This window comes from Pseudomonas sp. MF08831 (genome assembly GCF_059862645.1).
The window spans coordinates 214,355-232,838 of sequence record NZ_JCBCUX010000010.1 but is presented as its reverse complement, the minus strand read 5'-3'; the positions used below and the strand labels follow the sequence as shown (position 1 = coordinate 232,838).

At 62.6% G+C, this 18,484-nt stretch carries 14 protein-coding genes; 3 read left to right on the top strand and 11 right to left on the bottom strand.

Annotated elements, in window-relative coordinates:
• Window position 1: 1 nt before the first annotated feature.
• The 10 genes from AC19YS_RS21335 to AC19YS_RS21290 all read right to left on the bottom strand — a co-directional run bounded on the left by AC19YS_RS21335 (window position 2) and on the right by AC19YS_RS21290 (window position 13,614).
• Window positions 2-1,330, bottom strand: a complete 1,329-nt coding sequence (locus tag AC19YS_RS21335) for a cellulase family glycosylhydrolase (RefSeq protein ID WP_179607150.1) — start codon at window positions 1,328-1,330, stop codon at window positions 2-4.
• Window positions 1,320-2,510, bottom strand: coding sequence for a glycosyltransferase (locus AC19YS_RS21330; protein WP_200624868.1), 1,191 nt, complete (start codon window positions 2,508-2,510; stop codon window positions 1,320-1,322). The genes AC19YS_RS21335 and AC19YS_RS21330 overlap by 11 nt, the downstream gene beginning before the upstream one ends.
• Window positions 2,510-4,501 (bottom strand): GumC family protein, encoded by a 1,992-nt coding sequence (locus AC19YS_RS21325; RefSeq protein ID WP_106580039.1) that lies wholly within the window; start codon window positions 4,499-4,501, stop codon window positions 2,510-2,512. The genes AC19YS_RS21330 and AC19YS_RS21325 overlap by 1 nt, the downstream gene beginning before the upstream one ends.
• A 14-nt stretch (window positions 4,502-4,515) precedes the next feature.
• Window positions 4,516-5,292 carry a polysaccharide biosynthesis/export family protein gene (locus AC19YS_RS21320; RefSeq protein WP_500602585.1) on the bottom strand — a complete coding sequence of 259 codons (777 nt, stop codon included), beginning with the start codon at window positions 5,290-5,292 and terminating at the stop codon, window positions 4,516-4,518.
• A 29-nt stretch (window positions 5,293-5,321) separates the two neighbouring features.
• Window positions 5,322-6,233, bottom strand: a complete 912-nt coding sequence (locus AC19YS_RS21315) for a glycosyltransferase family 2 protein (protein ID WP_500602584.1) — start codon at window positions 6,231-6,233, stop codon at window positions 5,322-5,324.
• A 1-nt stretch (window position 6,234) separates the two neighbouring features.
• Window positions 6,235-7,695 carry a mannose-1-phosphate guanylyltransferase/mannose-6-phosphate isomerase gene (locus AC19YS_RS21310; RefSeq protein WP_500602583.1) on the bottom strand — a complete coding sequence of 487 codons (1,461 nt, stop codon included), beginning with the start codon at window positions 7,693-7,695 and terminating at the stop codon, window positions 6,235-6,237.
• Window positions 7,695-9,134 carry an undecaprenyl-phosphate glucose phosphotransferase gene (locus tag AC19YS_RS21305; RefSeq protein ID WP_200624873.1) on the bottom strand — a complete coding sequence of 480 codons (1,440 nt, stop codon included), beginning with the start codon at window positions 9,132-9,134 and terminating at the stop codon, window positions 7,695-7,697. Before AC19YS_RS21305 ends, AC19YS_RS21310 begins: the two co-directional genes overlap by 1 nt.
• Window positions 9,135-9,569: 435 nt before the next feature.
• The gene (locus tag AC19YS_RS21300) at window positions 9,570-12,056 is read right to left on the bottom strand and encodes a TonB-dependent siderophore receptor (protein ID WP_500602582.1); all 2,487 of its coding nucleotides are present in this window, start codon (window positions 12,054-12,056) and stop codon (window positions 9,570-9,572) included.
• A 105-nt stretch (window positions 12,057-12,161) separates the two neighbouring features.
• Entirely contained in the window at window positions 12,162-13,112 is a 951-nt protein-coding gene (locus AC19YS_RS21295) for a FecR domain-containing protein (protein ID WP_200624875.1), read from the bottom strand.
• Window positions 13,099-13,614, bottom strand: coding sequence for a sigma-70 family RNA polymerase sigma factor (locus AC19YS_RS21290; RefSeq protein ID WP_124416936.1), 516 nt, complete (start codon window positions 13,612-13,614; stop codon window positions 13,099-13,101). Before AC19YS_RS21290 ends, AC19YS_RS21295 begins: the two co-directional genes overlap by 14 nt.
• Window positions 13,615-13,785: 171 nt before the next feature.
• Between AC19YS_RS21290 and AC19YS_RS21285 the strand changes: the two genes are divergently transcribed.
• Window positions 13,786-14,415 (top strand): LysE family translocator, encoded by a 630-nt coding sequence (locus tag AC19YS_RS21285; RefSeq protein WP_200624876.1) that lies wholly within the window; start codon window positions 13,786-13,788, stop codon window positions 14,413-14,415.
• 9 nt (window positions 14,416-14,424) lie between these two features.
• Here the strand turns inward: AC19YS_RS21285 and inhA are convergent, their stop codons facing one another.
• On the bottom strand, window positions 14,425-15,105 hold the full coding sequence (gene inhA, locus AC19YS_RS21280) for an isonitrile hydratase (protein ID WP_500602581.1): 681 nt from the start codon (window positions 15,103-15,105) through the stop codon (window positions 14,425-14,427).
• 88 nt (window positions 15,106-15,193) lie between these two features.
• Between inhA and AC19YS_RS21275 the strand changes: the two genes are divergently transcribed.
• Together AC19YS_RS21275 and AC19YS_RS21270 are read left to right on the top strand one after the other, a co-directional pair.
• Window positions 15,194-16,162: a GlxA family transcriptional regulator gene (locus AC19YS_RS21275; RefSeq protein ID WP_500602580.1), complete on the top strand. Its 969-nt coding sequence runs from the start codon at window positions 15,194-15,196 to the stop codon at window positions 16,160-16,162.
• A 110-nt stretch (window positions 16,163-16,272) separates the two neighbouring features.
• On the top strand, window positions 16,273-18,483 hold the full coding sequence (locus tag AC19YS_RS21270) for an ATP-binding protein (protein WP_500602579.1): 2,211 nt from the start codon (window positions 16,273-16,275) through the stop codon (window positions 18,481-18,483).
• Window position 18,484 lies beyond the last annotated feature (1 nt).

Here is an 18,484-nt window from a genome sequence, read left to right as displayed (position 1 = left end):
TTCAATCCCATAGCAGAATTTGCAGGTTCGACTTGACCGGGACGGTCAGCCCATTGGTGCCGCTTACCGGGGTTTGCGTCCCGCGCAGCGGGTCGTACAGGGTGGCGCTGGTGAGGCCAGGCAAGTGTGCGTTGCCGCCTTCGGCCGACCAGAAGAACCACAGTTTGTGGCCGTCGGCGCGGGTCCAGCCAATGCTGAACAAGCCGTCGGGCAATTGGTCGGCGGCGGGCGGATCGCCGGGCGTGAGCTGCGGCCCGCTCACATCGAGGAAGTTTTTCAAGGCGGTATAGACCGGCTTGGGGTTGGCGTCGATGTCGAGCAGGCCGTAGAACTGGTCACGCACACTGGCACGCTGGTCGAGGTCGCTCAAGGTGAACAGAAAGATCCGGTCGTAATCCATCGCGCTCATCAGTGCTACCCGGCGTACCACATAGTCAGCCTGGCCCTGCAAGGTGATCAGGTCCTGGGCGTCTTTTGGCCCGGGGTAGGTTGACCAGCCCCACTCGGTGCTCCACAGCGTTTGCACGCCGCTATTGCGCAGCGCCTGGTTGAGCGCGGTGGTTTTGGCGATGAAGTCCAGGTTGGACGGATCGTTGCCCTCGGGCAATTGCGTATAGGGATGGTAGGAAATCACCGTGTTCAGGTTGGCCACCCCCAGGGCGCCGAGGGCGTCAAGCATGGTCTGGCCGTTGGGCATTTCGCTGAAAAACGCCATGCCGGCAGCCACCACCGGTTTGTTCGCGTCCACCGCGCGCAAAGCGGATGCGGTGGCTGTCAGCAAGGCGGCGTAGCCCGCGGGGTCGGCCACCGGGCGCCAGAAACCGAGCAAATTAGGCTCGTTCCACACCTGCCACGCGTTGACACTGGGGTAGCGTTGCGACAACAGCGCCATGCGGTTGGCAAACACGTTCGGATCTTTGGGCGGGTACTGGTCCTGATAGGGCGCACCGGCTGGCGCGGTGGTCGCGAAGGGCGCCGAACCGACGAGGTAGAACACCGACTTGAGCTGATTGGCCTGCAGGTTGCCGACCAGTTGATCCAGGGTTGCGACCTGATACTGGCCCTCGACCGGCTCCAACTGGTCCCAGTGCAAATCCAGGCGTACCCACTCCAGGCCCAGTGCCTTGAGGCGGTCGATCTGCTGTTGATACAGCGTGGGGCTGAACCACAGGAACTGCGCGTTCACGCCCAGAAAATCCTTCCACACCACCACCTTGTTGCCCTTGAGCACATGGTTTTCGGCGTCGGCCTGGCGGCCCCACAGGAAGGCCGTCAGACCCAGTGCGGCAATGACCGCAAGGGTCGCAAGGTAGGTCCGTTTACGCGGCATAAGGGGCTCCCGCAATCGCCTGCTCAAAAAGGTGCTTGAACTTCTGCGCGGTCAACGGCCACAGGCGTTCGCGGCCAATTTCACCGGCACGTTCGGCCCAGTCGCGGGCCAGCGACGGCGTGCGCGCCAGGCGCAGCAATTGTTGGCTCAACGCCGCCACATCGCCCTGGGGATAGATCGCGCCGTTGCCGCTGGCGACTTCTTCGGCAAACGCACGCGCATCCGAGGTGATCGCCCCGCGGCCGCACGCAGCGGCCCAGGACAGCGCGCCGCTGGTGCCGCGCTGGCGCCCCAGCAGGCCGAGTTTTTTTGATTCGCGATACGGCAGCACCATCACGTGGTGCGCCTGGATCGTCTGTGCAATCTCGCTGGCCGGCAAGTTCAGCCGCCAGTCGATGGCGCCCGCCAGGCCGAGTTCGGCGATCTGGCTGTTGAGCTGCTCAAGGTAGTTGCCGCCCGCGCCAAACGCCATTTCGGCGGCAGTGCCACCGGCCAGGGTCAGGCGCACACGGTCACGCAATTCGGGGGCTTGCTTGAAGACGTCCGCCAGCGCTTGCAGCAGGTCTTCAATGCCTTTGCCACGGTAGATAAAACCGAAGTACAGCAGGTGCAGGGTGTCCAGCGCCGGTAACGGCGCGGGAGCGATAGCCAGGTTGGCGTGGTTGATCACCGCCACTTTGCCGGCCGGCAGTTGCATGCGCTGGCTCAGGCAATCGGCGCCCAGGCGCGTGAGGGTAATCAGCCGCGTCAGGCCTTGGGCGACATGGCGCTCTTCGCGCAAGGTCAGTGGGTCGGCCAGCACCACCGCCGCTTGCGGCAATGGGCTGGGCAAACGTTCCAGCAGGTTCAGCGGGAAAGGCAGTTGCTCGCGTCGCCAGACGATACGTTCAGGGTCATGCACCGTCGCCGTCAGCGGCAATTCGGGGTAAGCCTTGCGCAGCTCGCGCAGGGCCAGGAACTCCCCCAGCCGGCCGCCGCCCAGTTCGGCGTGGACCAGGTCCACACTGCGCCAGTCGAAGGCGGCGATGGCCTGCCGGATGGCTTCGCTGTTGCCTTCCACGCCGCTCAACGGTGTCGCCACCGTCACGCCCAGCTGCTCCAGGGCCGTCTTGAAGTGGTTCGCGTAGTCGGCGATCCCGTTTTTCTCCGGCGGCAAAGGGGCGAGCAGGGCGATGCGCATCAGAACGCCCCCCGGTATTTGGCGATGGTTTTAAGCACCCTGGCCGGCACTTCGAATTTGCGCCGGTTGATGATGATGCCGTCCACCTTGCCAAACGCGGTGTTGAGGATCGACAGCGCGTGCTCCACCACCGGCACTGTGCTTTTCTGCGCTTCCACCACCAGGGCAATCAGGTCGGCGCGGCGCAGGTTGATAAAGGCATCGCGGTTGTCCAGCAGCGCAGACGCATCCAGCAGCACCACTTCGCCCGGAGCGGCCGGTTCGACGCCGCCAACCCGCACCGAAATGCCGTTCTCCTGCAGCAAGTGGCGCAGTTGCTCCACCACAAAGGTCACCCCTTCGCCGTGGCGCGCCGAGGTCAACCCCAATGTCAGGCCTTGCTCGGCCACGCGGTCCAATTGCAGCAAGCCGTACAGGCGGTAAATGCTCGCATTGAACGCGTTGGTGCTCTGCGCGGTGCTGGTGTCCAGTTCCGGCAAGGTCGTCCACAGGGGCAGGCCGAACTTGCGTTCCACCAGCCCGCCATCGTGAATGCGCTGGTCCAACAGGTAGCACAGGTAGATCACCAGCAAACCGACGACGATGGCAAACGGGATCGCCAACAGCAGCATCAGCAGGGTTTTCGGGAAGATGCGGCCGGGGTTGAGGGTGGCTTCTTCGATCACCGCAATGTTGCTGATCTGGCTGTTGTCCAGCTCACGGTCAATGCGCGATTTTTCCAGGTTGTCCACATACAGCGCGTAATTGCGCTCGGTGGCGCTCAGCTCGCGCGAAAGACGCGCCAGCTCCGGTTCAATCTCCAGGGCCTGCTTGCGCTGGGCTTCGAGGTTCACCAGCTGTTTCTGCTGTTGCACAAGCTGAGTGCGCAGGGCCAGGTTGTTGCTCGACTCGTCCAGCAGCACCCGCTGCAAGTGAATCTCCAAGGTGTTCGGCGCGCGGTTTTCCGAGGCCTGCACCGTGTTGCTTTCATTCGCAACCTGGGCCTGCATCGCCCGAATCGACGCGTCCAGGGCTTTGACGGGCGGCGCGTTGTCGGTGTAGGTGCGCATCATGTCGGCCTTTTCCAGCAACTTCTGGTTAAGCAGGCGACGCAAATCCTGCTGCTGCGGGTTCAGTGCGATCTGGCGCACCGTGGTGACTTCCTTGGGCTGCCCCTTGAGCTGGTCGCGGGTGCTCTGGATGGCGCTGTCGGAAGACGCAATCAGGCGCGTGGTATTGAAGGTCTCGCCGCGCAACACGTTGATGCGCTCAGACAAGTCTTCCAGGCGATCGGTGATGCTTGCCGCGCCGATTTCGTTCAAGTGCTTGAGGATTTGCTCCTTGTAGCTCTTGATCTCGGTGGCGCTGGTGTTCACCTGACCTTCATAGAAGGCGTAGAGGCTCTTGCGCCCCAGGGCCTGGGTACGTTCGGTGATGTACGTGTCGACCCAATCCTTGACCACTTGCTGGGCGATTTGCGGGTCGCCCCAGGTAAAGCTGATGTCCATCACCGTGGAGCCCACGGCGTGGCTGACCTCGAAGTTTTTCTCCAGGCTCGCTGCCAGGCGTTCCACCGGCGTGGTTTTTTCGAGGATGCCGACAGTTTCCAGCACCACGCGAATACCGTCGAACACCGCGCCCACGCCTTCCTTGACGTAATACTTGCTGCGCTTCCAGAAGCCTTCCGGCGGCGGCGCGTTGGCGATGACTTCCAGGTAGTGCTCGGCCACCGTGCGCACGATCGGGCGGCCGGTCAGCAAGCGCTCTTCATCGACAATCGGGTCACGCTGGGTGCTGGGCATGACCAGCGCCTGACGGTTGCTGATCTCGATGGGCAAGGTCGAATCGCGCCCCGGCTTGACCAAAAGGCGCGCGGTGGATTCGTACTTGGCCGGCAGCAAAAAGGCCCCCAGCAAGATGATCACCAGCGCCGCGATGGCTGCCAGTTTGAACTCATGCCGGAAGATGAAAAACAGGCGCAGAAGATCACGAAAAGAACGGATCTCGATCATGGGATGTCGCTCCTTCAGTTATTGCCGCCGATGGTTTTGGTGTAGTTGTAGCCAACCCCAATGGACTTGGTGAACGGGATCAGTTGGTTCAAGTAGGTATCCACCCCTTGGATGCGCTCGCCGACGTTGGATTTGGGCACGAACACCACATCCCCGCGTTGCAGGTGCACCGGTTTACGCCCGTTCGGGCCGGGCTTGAGGTATTGGCTGAAGTCCAGGAAGTAGGCGTGGTAGGCGCCCTGGGCATCTTCGCGCAGCAGCGCGACCATGCTGGCATTGCCCGAAGGGTTCACCCCGCCGGCGCCGACAATCGCTTGCTCCAGGGTGTTGGCCGTGCCGAGTTGCACCGCGGTCGGGTTATTCACCGCGCCGCCGACGATCACCGAATTGCCCGGCGCCTGGTTGATGTTCACCGTCACCCGCGGCTCGCGGTACACCGGTGCGAGCTTGTTGCTCAGCTCCGCAGCCAGTTCCGATGGCTGACGCCCGGCGACCTGAATCGGCCCCAGGAACGGGTAGTTGATCTTGCCGTCGGTCTGCACCGTGTACAGCGTCAGCTCATAGATGGTGCTGACGTTGAACGCCGACAGCGTCGGCATCTCGCCGGCATCGCGCACGATCCGCAACTGATCGCCGATGCGGATGCGTTCCACGGCCGGCGGCAGCTGCGCCAGCTGGTCGAGGGCGCGCTTGCCGTCCTCAACGGTCTTGTCATCCGGCGGGACAATGCGTGCCGGCGTATTGCAGGCGGCCAAGGCCATCATGGCCAGGAGGAGCACGGTTTTTTTCATAAGGGCGGACTTCCTGTTAGTCATGCTGCTCACCTCCAATAACCGGGGAACATGCTGATGCGCCGCTTGAGGGCGAGGGGGAGCCGGCGTTCCTGTTGGCCCAGCCGATAGCCGAGCAACTTGAACGCGCTGCGCACCAGTACTTCGGGTACGCGGTGCAATGCACCGGCTGCGCGCAATGCCGCGAGCTCAGCCAGTACATAGCGTTTACCTTCACCGCCGGCATCGCCAAACGCCTGGCGAATCCACGGCTCGCGACCGTAGAACACGCCAATGTCGAAGTAGCGGTGAAACTCATCCATGAGTCGGTAATCGTGGGAGTGGTACACCCGCGCCGTGGCGGCGTAGCGCACCGTGTAGCCTTCAAGCAGCATGCGCGCAGCGACGTAGGCGTCTTCGCTGCCGATCACATCGGCGGGAAAACCGCCGACCGCATGCAGGACGCTGCGCCGATAAACGCAAAACGAGTCGGAGCTGAAGCAGGTCTTGATCCCCAGCTGCGGCGCATCGGCCAGGCGCTTGCTGCGGCTGTGTTGCGGGTAGTTGAAGTGCCGCGACTGCGCGCCCAGCACGCCGGCGCCGGGGTGCGGCAATTGGCGGCCGTAGGCAACGCCGTTGAGCGGGTCTTGCTGCAGCTCATCGAGCAAATTGGCGAAGGTCTCCGGGTCTGCGGGAATCGCGTCCTGGGTCATCACGATCAGTGCCTCGCCGCTCACTTGTTCACTGGCCCAGCGCCGTGTGCCGCCGTGGTTGAAGTCGCGGGCGTCGATCACCTCGACCCGGGCGCCGAACTCGCGAAAGCGCGCCACGGTGTCATCGCTGGAGGCACTGTCGACCACCAGCATTTCGTCCGGTTGCAGCGTCTGCATTTTCAGCGCAGGCAGCAGCCGCGCCAGGTGACTGGACGCGTTGCGGGTCGGGATGATCAACGAGGTGCGCATGTCACTTTTTCACTTCTGCGGGGGCACGCCCGTAAATGTCGTCAAAGCGCACAATGTCGTCTTCGCCGAGGTACTCGCCGCTCTGCACCTCGATCATCACCAGGTCGATGATGCCGGGGTTGGTCAGGCGGTGTTTGTGCCCGGCCGGAATGTACGTGGACTCGTTGGCGTTGATCAGGAATTCGCGCTCGCCATTGGTGATCTGCGCCGCGCCGCTGACCACCACCCAGTGTTCGCTGCGGTGGTGGTGCATCTGCAACGACAGTGACGCCTGGGGTTTGACCACGATGCGCTTGATCTTGAAGCGGCTGCTTTCCTCCAGCACCGTGTAGGTGCCCCACGGCCGGGTGACGGTGCGGTGCAGGCTGTATGCCGGATGATTCTGGCGCTTGAGTTCGGCGACGATGTAACGCACATCCTGGCTGCGGTTGGCGTCAGCGATCAGCAGCGCGTCCGGGGTGTCGACGATGATCAGGTCGTGTACGCCAACGGCGCCGAGCACGCGCTTGGGCGAGTCGATGTAGCAGTTGTGCACGTCATGCAAAATCGCTTCGCCATTGACCTGGTTGCCGTGGGCGTCGCTGGGCGTGAGCTGGCGCAGCGCTTCCCAGGAACCGATGTCGCTCCAGCCGATGTCGCAGGGCACCACGGCGACCTTTTGGGACTTTTCCATCAGGGCCACGTCGATGGAAATGTCCGGGGCGCTGCCGAAGGCGTCCGAGTCCAGTTCGCGCTGGCGCGAGGTTTTGTTTTGCAGGCTCTGGCTGTGGTCCAGTGCGGCTTTGGCCGCCGTCAGCACGTCGGGGGCATGGGCGGCGAGTTCCTCCACCAGGGTGCTGGCCTTGAAGCAGAACATGCCGGCGTTCCACAGGTGTTTGCCGCCGTCGAGGTAGGCTTGGGCGGTGGCCAGGTCGGGTTTTTCGACAAAGCGTTTGACCCGGTTGCCGGTGCCCAGCGCGTCGCCTGTTTCGATGTAGCCAAAGCCGGTTTCCGGATGATCGGGCTGGATGCCGAAGGTCACCAGATAACCGGCCTCGGCCAGGTCGCGGGCCTGGGTGACGGCCTCGGCAAACGCGACTTCATTGAGGATCAAATGGTCGGCGGGCATCACCAACAGTTGCGCCTCATCACCGAAATGTTCCTGCACATGCAGCGCCGCCACCGCAATGGCCGCCGCTGTATTGCGCCCGAACGGCTCCAGCAGAAGGTCCAGAGGCAAATGGGCCTTGTTGACCACGCGGTAGTCATCCAGGGTGCGAAACAGCAGGTCGCGGTTGGTCACCGTCAGCACGCTTTCCACGCCGGGCAGTTTGGCGGCGCGCTGAAAGGTTTTTTGCAGCAGGCTCTGACCGTCACGCATGCGCATGAAAGGTTTGGGCATGTTCTGGCGCGACACCGGCCACAGCCGCGTGCCCGAACCACCGGAAATAATGCAGGGGATTAATCCGTTGAGGGTATTCATCAATAGACTTCCTTGGTGGAGAGGACGGCTGGGACCGTCATGAAGACGATGTACAAGTCAAACCACACCGACCACTTGGAGATGTACTCCAGGTCGTACTCGACACGTTTCTGGATCTTGTACAGGGTGTCGGTTTCACCCCGGTAGCCGTTGATCTGCGCCCACCCGGTGATGCCCGGCTTGACCCGATGCCGCGAACTGTACTCGCTCACCGCCACCTCGAACGGAATGCCGGCAGCCTTGGTCGCGGTGGCGTGTGGGCGCGGGCCCACCATCGACATGTTGCCCAGCAGCACGTTGAACAACTGCGGCAGTTCGTCGATGCTGGTCTTGCGAATGATGCGGCCCACGCGCGTGATGCGCGGGTCCTTGCGGGTGGTCTGTTGTTCGGCGGTGAAGTCGCTCTGGTCGGTGAACATCGAGCGGAACTTGAACACGCGAATCTCGTTGTCGTTGTAGCCATAACGGTTCTGGCGAAACAGCACCGGCCCTTTGGAGTCGAGCTTGATCGCAATCGCCGTCGCCAGCATCACCGGTGACAGCGCCACCAGGGCCATGCTCGCCAGCAGCAAATCTTCACAGCGCTTGATCACCGGCGACCAACCGCGCAATGGCAGCTGCGAGGTGTTGAACATCAGGATGCCGCCCACGTCCGTGATGCGGCTATGGCCGTAGCGCAGCGCGGCCATGTCCGGCACCAGCATGACGTTCACCGACATCTGGCGCAGGCGATTGACCAGTCCGTGGATACGCTGCTCGGCAGCCCAGGGCAGGCAGATCATCACTTGGTTGACCTGCTCGGCGCGGATCAGTTTTTCCAGGTCGCGGGTGTTGCCCAGCAAGGGCAGGCTGCTCAATTCCTTGGGGATGCGCTCGGTGCGGTCGTCGATAAAACCGATCAGGCCGGAACGGATATCGCCATTGCGTTGCAGGTGATCGGCGACGTGCACGGCGGTGTCGGTGAAGCCCAGGATCACTGTGCGCTGCAGGTATTTACCCTTGCGCATCAGGTTGCGGTAAAGGCGCAGCATCACCAGGCGTTCAATGCAGAACAGCCCCAGGCTGGCGAAGTACCACGCCACCAGGTTGCGTGGCGTCAATTGCGGGAAGAACTGCAGGAACTGGTACATGAACAGCAAGATGCAGAACGCCGCCGACCAGGCGACTATCTTGGCTCTCAGGCGCAGGCGATTGCTGAACAGCTCTTCGGAATAGATACCTAAAGCCTGGAACAGAATGATGGTCATGATCGCAAAAAACAGCAGCAGACCGAGGAAGTGGGAACGCAGCTCGGGAGCCAGTGGGTCGAGGAACAATACCAACACCAATGGCGGCAAGATTGCAGTCAGGCCATGGATCAACTTGACGAAAACAACAAAGAATTCAACAAAACCAGCGCGGGTCAGAAACAGGCTAACGACTGACGACTTTTCTCGCATAAAAACATCCCTCATTGCACTCCAGACTTACTGTTCGCCTGTTGGTCCGTCCGCAGCAGGCTGCGCGAAGGAGGCAAGTCGAACGACGGCTACTCTGGGTAAAACGCAACTATTTCTTCATCCAAGTGAAGCCATCCAAATGGAGGAAACTTGCGGGGTAGTGGCTTAAGGAGTGTTCCTTTTTAGTTGCTTAGTCAACTTGTTGACTGTGGTGCGGAGGTTGCGTGCTAGACGCTTTAAGCTGGAATTTTCGTGGCATTTTATTGACTTTCCTTGTTCGAGCACGCGGTGAAGGGGTGTGATTTTGAGTGTAGGAACAAATGTGAGAATTTTCCTGCCAGATGGGCAAACCTTTTTCGAATAGAGGTAGAAAAAGGGGACAAGGAGGCGGTGGCAGGGCGCACTAAATACCCTGCCACCGGGGACATCGCGGGATTAGAAGTTGCCTTTCACACTCACGGTAAAATTGCGCGGTTCGCCATAAAAGTTGCCCCAGGCGGCGGTGCCCACGGTTTGATAATAGTGTTTGTCGAAAACATTGTTGCCGTTTAGCGCCACGGTCCAGGTGTCGTCCAAGCGATACGCCAGTCGCGCATTCCACACCGCGTAACCGGCCTGTTCGAGCTTGATGCCCTGCACGCGGTAGTTGCTGCTCTGGGCGTTGACGCCGGTGCCCACGCTCCATTTCGACAGCGCGCCATCCAGTTGGTAGTCACCCCACATGCGCAGCATATGCCGCGGCACGTAGCTGTTGGACACGCCACCTTCCACGGCGCTGTCGATGTTCTTCAGGGTTTTGGTCTGGGTATAGGTGTAGCCGCCAAACACCTGCAAGCGCTCGAGCAATTCACCGCTGACTTCGGCTTCTACACCCTGGGCGCGGGTCTTGCCGGTGTCGCTGTAGCAATAGCCGTCGGAGGACGTCGGGCAGACGCTGAGGTAATCGGTTTCAGCCGTGTTTTTCTGCACCGCGCGAAACAGCGCAAGGGAGCTGTTGAGGCGCCCCTCGAACCATTCGCCCTTGATCCCCAGCTCGTAGTTGTCACCGATCTGCGGCTTGAGTGCGGCGCCGTCGACCGTGGCGTAGGAGCTTTGTGGCTGGAAGATATCGGCGTAGCTGGCGTACACCGAGAGGTTTTCGTCGAGGTCATAAATCAGTGCGGCAAACGGTGTGACTTCGCCGGTTTCCCGGGTGCGCGCATCCTGCACGGCCCATTCGCCCCAGGCCAGGTTGTTGGACTGGCGGCGGTTCTCATACCAGCTCACGCGGCTGCCGACGATAAACAGCAACGGTTCGGCCAGGCGCAGGCGCAACGTGGCGTAGGTGCCGTATTGGGTGGCGGTTTCCTTGACCGTGCCGCCACGGTACATGTTGGGCCAGAACGTATCGTTGGCGGGTTCCGGCAGGTGGTGATCAGGCTGGTAGATGTTCACGCGCGTCGGCAGGTTCTGGATTGCATACACATCATCCTGGGTGCCCCGGCTGCCGTTGGCGCCGATGATCAGTTCGTGTTCGAGGCCGAAGGCTTCGAACTTGCCGTCCAGGTAGGCGTCGACGCCGAAGTCCCGGTGGTCGTAATCCATCAAGGCCGCGTAGGAGTTGGCCGTCGGTGCCGGGTTGCCATAGGCGATGGTGCCTTCGCTGGCGGCGTATTTGATGTCTTGCAGGTTGCGGCTGTGCACGGCCGCCACGTTGAGTTTCCAGTCATCGCTGAAGTGGTGGGTGAGGTCGGCGAAGAACGTGGCGCGCTGGCTTTGCCAGTCGTTCCAGGATTGGCCCAGGCAGGTGGAGCGGCTGAGCTTGGCGCTTTTGCCGTCGCTGTAGCGCGGCAAGCCGCCCCAGCAGGGCGAGGCATCAACGTCTTCATAGCTGGCGCCGACGCCCAGGGTGGTGTCGGCGTCGAGGTCGAAATCCAGTGCCGCGTAGGCCGCCTGGTCCTGGCGCTTGGCGATATCCATATACGACCCGCGCGTTTGCTGGCTGACGGCCGCGCGGCCGCGCACGGTGCCGCTGTCATTCAGCGGGCCGCCGGTGTCGAGGTCGGCGCGGTAGTTGTCCCAGGTTCCGGCAGACAGCGACAGGCTGGTGGTGGGTTTGGCTTGGGGCCGCTTGCGTACAAAATTCACTGCGCCGCTGGCGGTGCCGGCGCCCTTGAGCATGCCGGCTGCACCCTTGAGCACTTCCACCCGATCGTAAATCGCCATGTTGGCGGTAAAACTGTCGGCCTGTACGTAGTCCTTGCCCATGTCCAGAGGCACGCCGTCGTACTGGTACTGGCCGAGCATCTTGAAACCCCGGGAGTAGAAATACTTGCCGCCCATGGGTGACTCATAGGTGGTGATGCCCGGTGTGCGCTCCATGACGTCATCGATGGTGGTGACGTTCTGATCGTCCATCAATTGTCGGGTCATCACGCTGACCGATTGCGGGGTTTCCCGCAGGCTGTGTTCACCTTTGCCGATCGTCACCGCGCCGGTGGTGTAGGCGCCGGTGCCGTCGGTGGTGGCCCCTGCACGGGCGCCGGTGACGGTGGTGGCGCTCAAATTGAGCGCGCCGGATTCGGCCATTTGCGGCAGCAACAGCCAGGTGCTTGCACCCTGACGCTGGGCTTGCAGGCGTTGCCCGCGCAGCAGCTGGTTCAACGCTTGCTCGCGGTCAAGGTTGCCGGTCAGGCCCTGGCTGGACTTGCCGGCGACACTGGTGGCGTCGTACGACAGGCTGATGCCGGCCTGGCGGGCGAACTGGTCCAACGCGTTGGCCAGGGCGCCTGGCGCGATGTGCCAATCGCGCACCTGATTATCGACGGCAGCTGTGTCGGCCAGCACGGCCGAGGGCAGGCCGCCCCCGCTGAGGCAGGCGCCGAGCGCGGCGGCCTGCACCACGCGCTTGAGGGAAGAACGTTGGGAAGGAAACGCTTGCATGACCGCGAAATGCTCCTGAAGGAAGTGGACAGAACCGGCCTGTTGATCGGCCTTTCCTTACAGGTCGAGCGGCAATGAGCATTCACCTCATTTATTTTTCAGCACTTACACGCGAGGGGTAACGGTGACCCAGTAGCGGCTGCGGTAATGAATGCTCACCGGCAACGATTGCGCCACCAGGCTCAACACCTGATCGGTGTCGTCCAGTTGGTACGTGCCCGACACGCGCAGGCTGGCCACCGCTTCGCTGCAACGCACCAGCCCGTTGCGGTAGCGGTTCAGTTCGGTGAGGAAGTCGTCCAGACGCATGTTGTGGGCGCTGATCACACCTTCGCTCCAGGCCCAGGGATCCAGGCCGTTGGCAATCGATGGGCGAATGCCGTGGCGGTCGAACAGTATGTGTTCACCTGCCTTGACGATGTGTCGGGCGTTGGATGAATGCTTGTCGGCATACACCGCCACGGCGCCTTGCTGCACATCGAGCAAAGTGCCTTGAGAGGCTTCGCGCAGCAGAAACCGCGTGTCGAGGGCGCGCAAAAAACCATCGCGAGTCTGCACCCACAACGGTCGGCTGTCGGCACTGCTATTGACCCGGATCTCGCCCTGAAGCAACTGCACCTGGCGCAGCTCGGTAGTGAAGGCGGTGTCAATCGCGCTGGCGCTGTTGAGCTGCACCTGGCTGCCGTCGCTCAACGTTACCCAGCGCCGTTCGCCAGTGGCCGTGCGGTAGTCGGCCAGCAAGGCGGGCAGGGGCGTGTAGTCGCGACCGAGCCAGGTCAGCCCGGCGGCGCCGGCCAGCAGCCCCAACACCTTCAAACCTTCACGCCGGCTGATGCGCCGGCGCGCGCCATCCAGGGCATGGTGGCCGATGCGAGCGGGAACCTGGGCAAACTCATCATGCATGCGCGCTACGCGTTGCCACACCCGCTGATGCTCGGCGCTGGTCTGCAACCACTGCTCGAACGCGGCGGTGCTGGCGTCATCGGCGACGTTGAAACGCAGCTTTATCATCCACTGGATAGCCTGGTCGAGCAGGCGCGGGTCAACGTTCGGCATACCGCAACCGGTAGCAGGCGTGCAGCGCCTTGGACAGGTCTCGCTCGACGGTGGCTTTGGACACGCCCAGGCGCAAGGCGATTTGCGCACACGTCAGGCCATCCAGTTGCGCGAGCAAAAAGGCTTCGCGTACGCGTGGTTTGAGCTGGTCGAGCAAGCGATCGATGCGCTCCAGGCTGTCGAGGATCAGCAGCCGGGTCTCCTCCGACGGCACTTGCAGTTGCGGGAAGTGCGCGAGGCTTTCAAGGTAGGCGCGTTCCAGTTCGCGGCGCCGATACTGGTCGATCATCAGACTGCGCGCGATGCTGCTCAGGTAAGCGCGCGGCTGCTGCAAGGTTTGCTGTTTGCGCGCGATGAGCAGGCGCATGAAGGTTTCCTGCGCCAGGTCGGCAGCGTGTTCACGGCAGCCGGTGCGCCGGCTTAACCAGCCGCGCAGCCACGAGTGATGAGCCTGGTAGAGCTGGCCGAGGGTGGCAGGGTCCAGAGGTGGGTCGCTCGACATGGGCATCCTGCGCAGCGGTCTTAATTGATAATGTTTCGCATTCTAGACGCTGGTTGTGGTCACGAGCAATCGCCCGGTGCCGTCATGCGCAAAGAATGTATCCAGCACAATTCTTTGTGCGCACACGGCCGGCCGATTAGCCTGCAGGCTTTTACGGCGCAGGGCTTGAGCATGATCGATCTTTCAACCTTGTTGGTTTTTTCAGGGGCGGTGGTGTTGCTGCTGCTATCGCCAGGGCCGAACATGGCCTTTGTTATCAGCCATGGCGTGAGTTATGGCTGGCGCGGTGGCGTGGCCTCCAGCCTGGGGATCTGCGTCGCGGACCTGCTGCTGACCGCGTTGACCGCCACCGGTGTCACGGCACTGGTCGCCAGTTGGCCGCCGTCGTTTGATGTGATTCGTTATGCCGGCGTCATTTACCTGCTGTGGCTGGTGTTCAAGACCTTGCAGAAAAGCCCGCGCCTGGAGGCTGCCCAGGTGAAGCGCGTGCGCCTGGGCCGTGTGTTTGCGCAGGCGATGCTCAATAGCCTGCTCAACCCTAAGGCACTGTTGTTTTTCATGGTGTTTTTGCCTCAGTTCGTCAATCCGCAGGCCGGCTCCATCACGCTGCAATTGCTGATGCTGGGCGGCGTTCTGACCCTGATTGCCGGTGTATTTCACGCGTTGCTGGGAATGTTTGGCGGCGCGCTCAGCCGTTTTTTTGCCGGCCGCGCACAAAGCGCCAAGCTCCAGAAATGGGGCCTGGCGACGGTGCTCATGCTGCTGGCCGCGCGGCTGGCGCTGATGTCTCGGCCAGCGTGACGGGGCAGCTCAACCCAACCGGGCTGCTGCCCGGGCCACGATCTCGCCGCGCACGCGACGCGATTCGGCCGTACGCGTTCTGGCTTCTTCCAGTACGTGCGCGGGCGCGGTCTGCGGGCTGCCCGAATCGAACGGCGGGGCGGGCGCGTATTCGATCTGCAACTGCACCAGTTGCGCCGCGGCCTCGCTGTAGAGCTCGGCGGCCAGGGTCAGGGCAAAGTCGATTCCTGCCGTAATTCCGCCGCCGGTCAGCAGGTTGCCATCACGCACCACGCGCGCTTGCACCGCAATGGCGCCGAGTGGGGCGAGCAGGTCGTGATAGGCCCAGTGCGTGGTGGCCCTGCGGCCGCGCAGTAAACCCGCCGCGCCGAGAACCAACGAACCGGTGCACACCGAGGTCACGTAGCGTGCGGTCTGTGCCTGGGCCTTGAGAAACTCCAGGGTGTGCGGGTCTTCCATCAAGGCACCCACGCCGGCACCGCCGGGCACGCAAATCACGTCCAGGCGCGGGCAGTCGGCGTACGTCATGGTCGGCGTAAACACCATGCCGGTGCTGGAGGTGACCGGTACCAGGTCTTTCCACACCAGATGCAGTTGCACATCCGGCAGTGAACCCAGCACGTCGTAGGGGCCGGTGAGGTCCAATTGCTGGATACCGGGGAACAACACAAAGCCAATCTGCAAGGTCATCGATGAAGCTCCGATAAAGGGTAGACGGCCTCACTCTAGAGGCCTAGGCTTTGGCGCATACGCCATTGAGCCCACACATTACGCCAACATGACCCGGACCATTCACGTACTCGCCTTCAATAACGCCCAAGTGCTCGACGTGACCGGGCCGTTACAGGTGTTCGCCACCACTAATGACCTGGCGCGCCAGCGCGGCCAGCCGTTGCCTTACGCGGTGTCGGTGGTTGCCGCCCAGGCGGAACCGGTGATGACCTCCGCAGGGTTGGCCTTGGTGGCCGAGCCGCTGCCTGCGGCCGACGCGCCGTGCGACACGCTGGTGATCGCTGGCGGCTGGGGCGTGTATGGCGCCGCCGAAGATGGCGCGCTGGTCGATTGGGTCACGCAAAAAGCCCGGCACACTCGACGCATGACCTCGGTGTGCACCGGCGCGTTTCTGCTCGCCGCCAGCGGTTTGCTCGATGGTTGCCGCGTGGCCACCCACTGGACACGCTGCGAGGAACTGGCGCGCAAATTTCCGTCGCTGACGGTTGAGGCCAATCCAATTTTCATCCAGCAAGGCTCGGTATGGACGTCCGCTGGCGTAACGGCGGGCATCGACCTGTGCCTGGCGCTGGTGGAAGAAGACCTGGGCCGCGCCGTGGCCCTGGAAGCGGCGCGGCACTTGGTAGTGTTTCTTAAACGCCCCGGTGGGCAAGCGCAATACAGCGTGGCGTTGTCCCTGCAAAAGGGCGACGGGCGCTTTGCCGATTTGCATGCCTGGATGGCCGAAAACCTCACCCTCGATCTGAATATTCCCACCTTGGCCGCCCAGGCCGGCATGAGCGAACGCAGCTTCGTGCGGCACTACCGCGCCGAAACCGGCCAGACCCCGGCGCGCGCAGTCGAGCTGATCCGCGTTGAAACCGCGCGTCGGCAGTTGGCCGACAGCACGGCGTCGATCAAACGTATCGCCGTGCAGTGCGGTTTTGGCTGCGAGGAAACCCTGCGGCGCAGTTTCCTGCGGGCGCTGGAGGTCACGCCCCAGGCTTACCGCGAGCGCTTCTGCGCACCGACTTGAACGAAAACGTACACATTTGTATCAAGGTGCTATGTTGACGCGATTACCTTCCGCAGTGGGCGCCTGCCTCTGCGCCGTTACTCCCTCCGCCCCCCGGCGTGACGTCTCTCATGAAACCAGTGTCTGCGATCAGCGCCAGTCCCTCGCCGGATGATTGCGCGAGCGAGCCGATTCATATTCCCGGGACAATCCAGCCCCACGGCGTGCTGTTGACCTTGAGCGAGCCGACGCTGGTGGTGCTGCAAGCCAGCGCCAACCTGAATGCCGAGCTGGGCCTGGGGCCGGGCCCGTTGTCCGGGCAGGCCTTGGGCAGCCTGATCGGCGATGACGCGCTGGCCCGGGTTCATCATGCGCTCGCCGACCTGGACGTCGATGAGGACGAGCTGCATCAGGTCACGCTCAATGGCAGCCTGTTTGACGCGTTGCTGCACCGCCACCAGGGCTTGTTGTTTCTGGAGCTGGAGCGCTCTGTAATGCCCGGGCATTGCGCCGCGCTGCACGTGGCTCGCACCCTGCGGCGCCTGCAGTCGGCAAAGACCCTCGAGGGGCTGTACCAAACCTGCGTCACCGAGATTCGTGCCTTGACCGGCTACGACCGCGTCACCCTGTACCGCTTCGAGCAGGAAGGCCACGGCAAAGTCATCGACGAATCCCTCAGCGACGGCATGCAACCTTATCTGGGGCTGTGCTTTCCGGCTTCGGATATCCCGCCGCAAGCCCGCGAACTCTACCGCCTGAACTGGATCCGGGTGATCCCCGACGCGACGTACACGCCGGTGCCGATCCTGCCGGCCCTGCGTCCCGACACGGGTCAAGCGCTGGACCTCAGTTTTGCGGTGTTGCGCAGCGTCTCGCCGGTGCACTGCCATTATCTGAAAAACATGGGCGTGCGCTCGTCGATGAGCATCTCTTTGCTCAAGGATGATCAGCTCTGGGGGCTGATCACCTGCGGCCATCGCGAACCCCTGCGCGTGCCCCATGAGTTGCGCACCGCGTGTACCAGCATCGGTCAGTTATTGTCGATGCAGATCAACGCATTGCAAGACCAGGACGCGCGCCGCCAACAACAGGAAAAAGCCAGCATGATCGACGCGCTGGTCACCGCCATGGCGGCGGACACGGGCGACGTCATGGAGAGCCTGTTGCCCTATGCGCAAACCCTGTTGAACCTGGCTGCCGCCGATGGCTTGGCGATTCTGGTGGAGAAGCGCCTGCATCGCTTTGGCGTTTGCCCCAATGAAACCCAGATACGCGCGTTGTACCCCTGGATCGAGCAGCAGGGCAAAGGCGTGGTGGCCACTCACCAGGTGTCTGCGCAGTTTGCGCCAGCGGCTGCCTATCAAACCTATGCCAGCGGCCTGTTGGCCTTTCGCCTGCCCAAGCCGGTGGACAACGCGGTGATATGGTTTCGTCCCGAGGTCCAGACGTCGGTGCACTGGAGCGGCGAACCGGTCAAACACCGCGACGCGCAAACGGCCGGGTTGAGCCCGAGGCTGTCATTCGAGCGCTGGAAACAGCAGGTCGACGGCAAGGCGCTGCAGTGGTCCGCCTCGGAGCTGCAAGCCGTAGAGGCCTTGCGCCGTCACGCTCTTGAGCATGACCTGGGCCGGCAGGTGCAGCGCGAGCATGCCGCCGTGCGTGCGCGGGACGAACTGGTCGCAGTGGTCTCCCACGACTTGCGCAGCCCGCTGACCATCCTGCTGATGCAATGCGGCATGATGCGTAAAATGGTGCCGGTTGACGACACTCGCGCAACCCTGCGGCTGAACACGGCCATTCAAACCATGCAAACCGCGACGGCGCGCATGAACACCTTGCTGGAAGACTTGATCGACATTTCACGCATAGAAGCCGGGCGTTACCGGGTAACCCTGCAACCGCTGGAGGTGAGTGCGAGCCTGGAACAGCTGGGGTTGATGTGGCATCCGCTGGCGGCGGCCAAAGGCGTCAACCTGACGTGGCATGCTCAGCCTGGGTTGTCGATCCAGGCCGACTCGGAGCGTTTGTTCCAGGTGTTTTCCAACCTGCTTGGCAATGCCTTGAAGTTCACCGACGTCGGCGGGACGATCGAGGTGATTGCCCAGGCGGCCGGCGATGAAGTGCTGTTTCGCGTGTGCGACAACGGCGCAGGGATCGGCGCGGCGCAATTGCCCTTCATCTTTGAGCGCTACTGGACGTCGCGCGAGGGTAACCCCACAGGCAGCGGGCTGGGCCTGTACATTTCCCACGGCATCATCGAAGCCCACGGCGGCACGATCTGGGCAGAAAGCGTGGAGGGGCAGGGCAGCGTGTTCAGTTTCAGGATCAAAGCTGCCCGGTAAC

Coding starts and splice junctions, on each gene's coding strand:
- AC19YS_RS21275 (WP_500602580.1), top strand. CDS start 15,194: ATGACCCGGACCATTCACGTACTCGCCTTCAATAACGCCCAAGTGCTC.
- AC19YS_RS21320 (WP_500602585.1), bottom strand. CDS start 5,292: ATGAAAAAAACCGTGCTCCTCCTGGCCATGATGGCCTTGGCCGCCTGC.
- AC19YS_RS21300 (WP_500602582.1), bottom strand. CDS start 12,056: ATGCAAGCGTTTCCTTCCCAACGTTCTTCCCTCAAGCGCGTGGTGCAG.
- AC19YS_RS21315 (WP_500602584.1), bottom strand. CDS start 6,233: ATGCGCACCTCGTTGATCATCCCGACCCGCAACGCGTCCAGTCACCTG.
- AC19YS_RS21270 (WP_500602579.1), top strand. CDS start 16,273: ATGAAACCAGTGTCTGCGATCAGCGCCAGTCCCTCGCCGGATGATTGC.
- inhA (WP_500602581.1), bottom strand. CDS start 15,105: ATGACCTTGCAGATTGGCTTTGTGTTGTTCCCCGGTATCCAGCAATTG.
- AC19YS_RS21330 (WP_200624868.1), bottom strand. CDS start 2,510: ATGCGCATCGCCCTGCTCGCCCCTTTGCCGCCGGAGAAAAACGGGATC.
- AC19YS_RS21295 (WP_200624875.1), bottom strand. CDS start 13,112: ATGCCGAACGTTGACCCGCGCCTGCTCGACCAGGCTATCCAGTGGATG.
- AC19YS_RS21305 (WP_200624873.1), bottom strand. CDS start 9,134: ATGCGAGAAAAGTCGTCAGTCGTTAGCCTGTTTCTGACCCGCGCTGGT.
- AC19YS_RS21325 (WP_106580039.1), bottom strand. CDS start 4,501: ATGATCGAGATCCGTTCTTTTCGTGATCTTCTGCGCCTGTTTTTCATC.
- AC19YS_RS21290 (WP_124416936.1), bottom strand. CDS start 13,614: ATGTCGAGCGACCCACCTCTGGACCCTGCCACCCTCGGCCAGCTCTAC.
- AC19YS_RS21310 (WP_500602583.1), bottom strand. CDS start 7,695: ATGAATACCCTCAACGGATTAATCCCCTGCATTATTTCCGGTGGTTCG.
- AC19YS_RS21335 (WP_179607150.1), bottom strand. CDS start 1,330: ATGCCGCGTAAACGGACCTACCTTGCGACCCTTGCGGTCATTGCCGCA.
- AC19YS_RS21285 (WP_200624876.1), top strand. CDS start 13,786: ATGATCGATCTTTCAACCTTGTTGGTTTTTTCAGGGGCGGTGGTGTTG.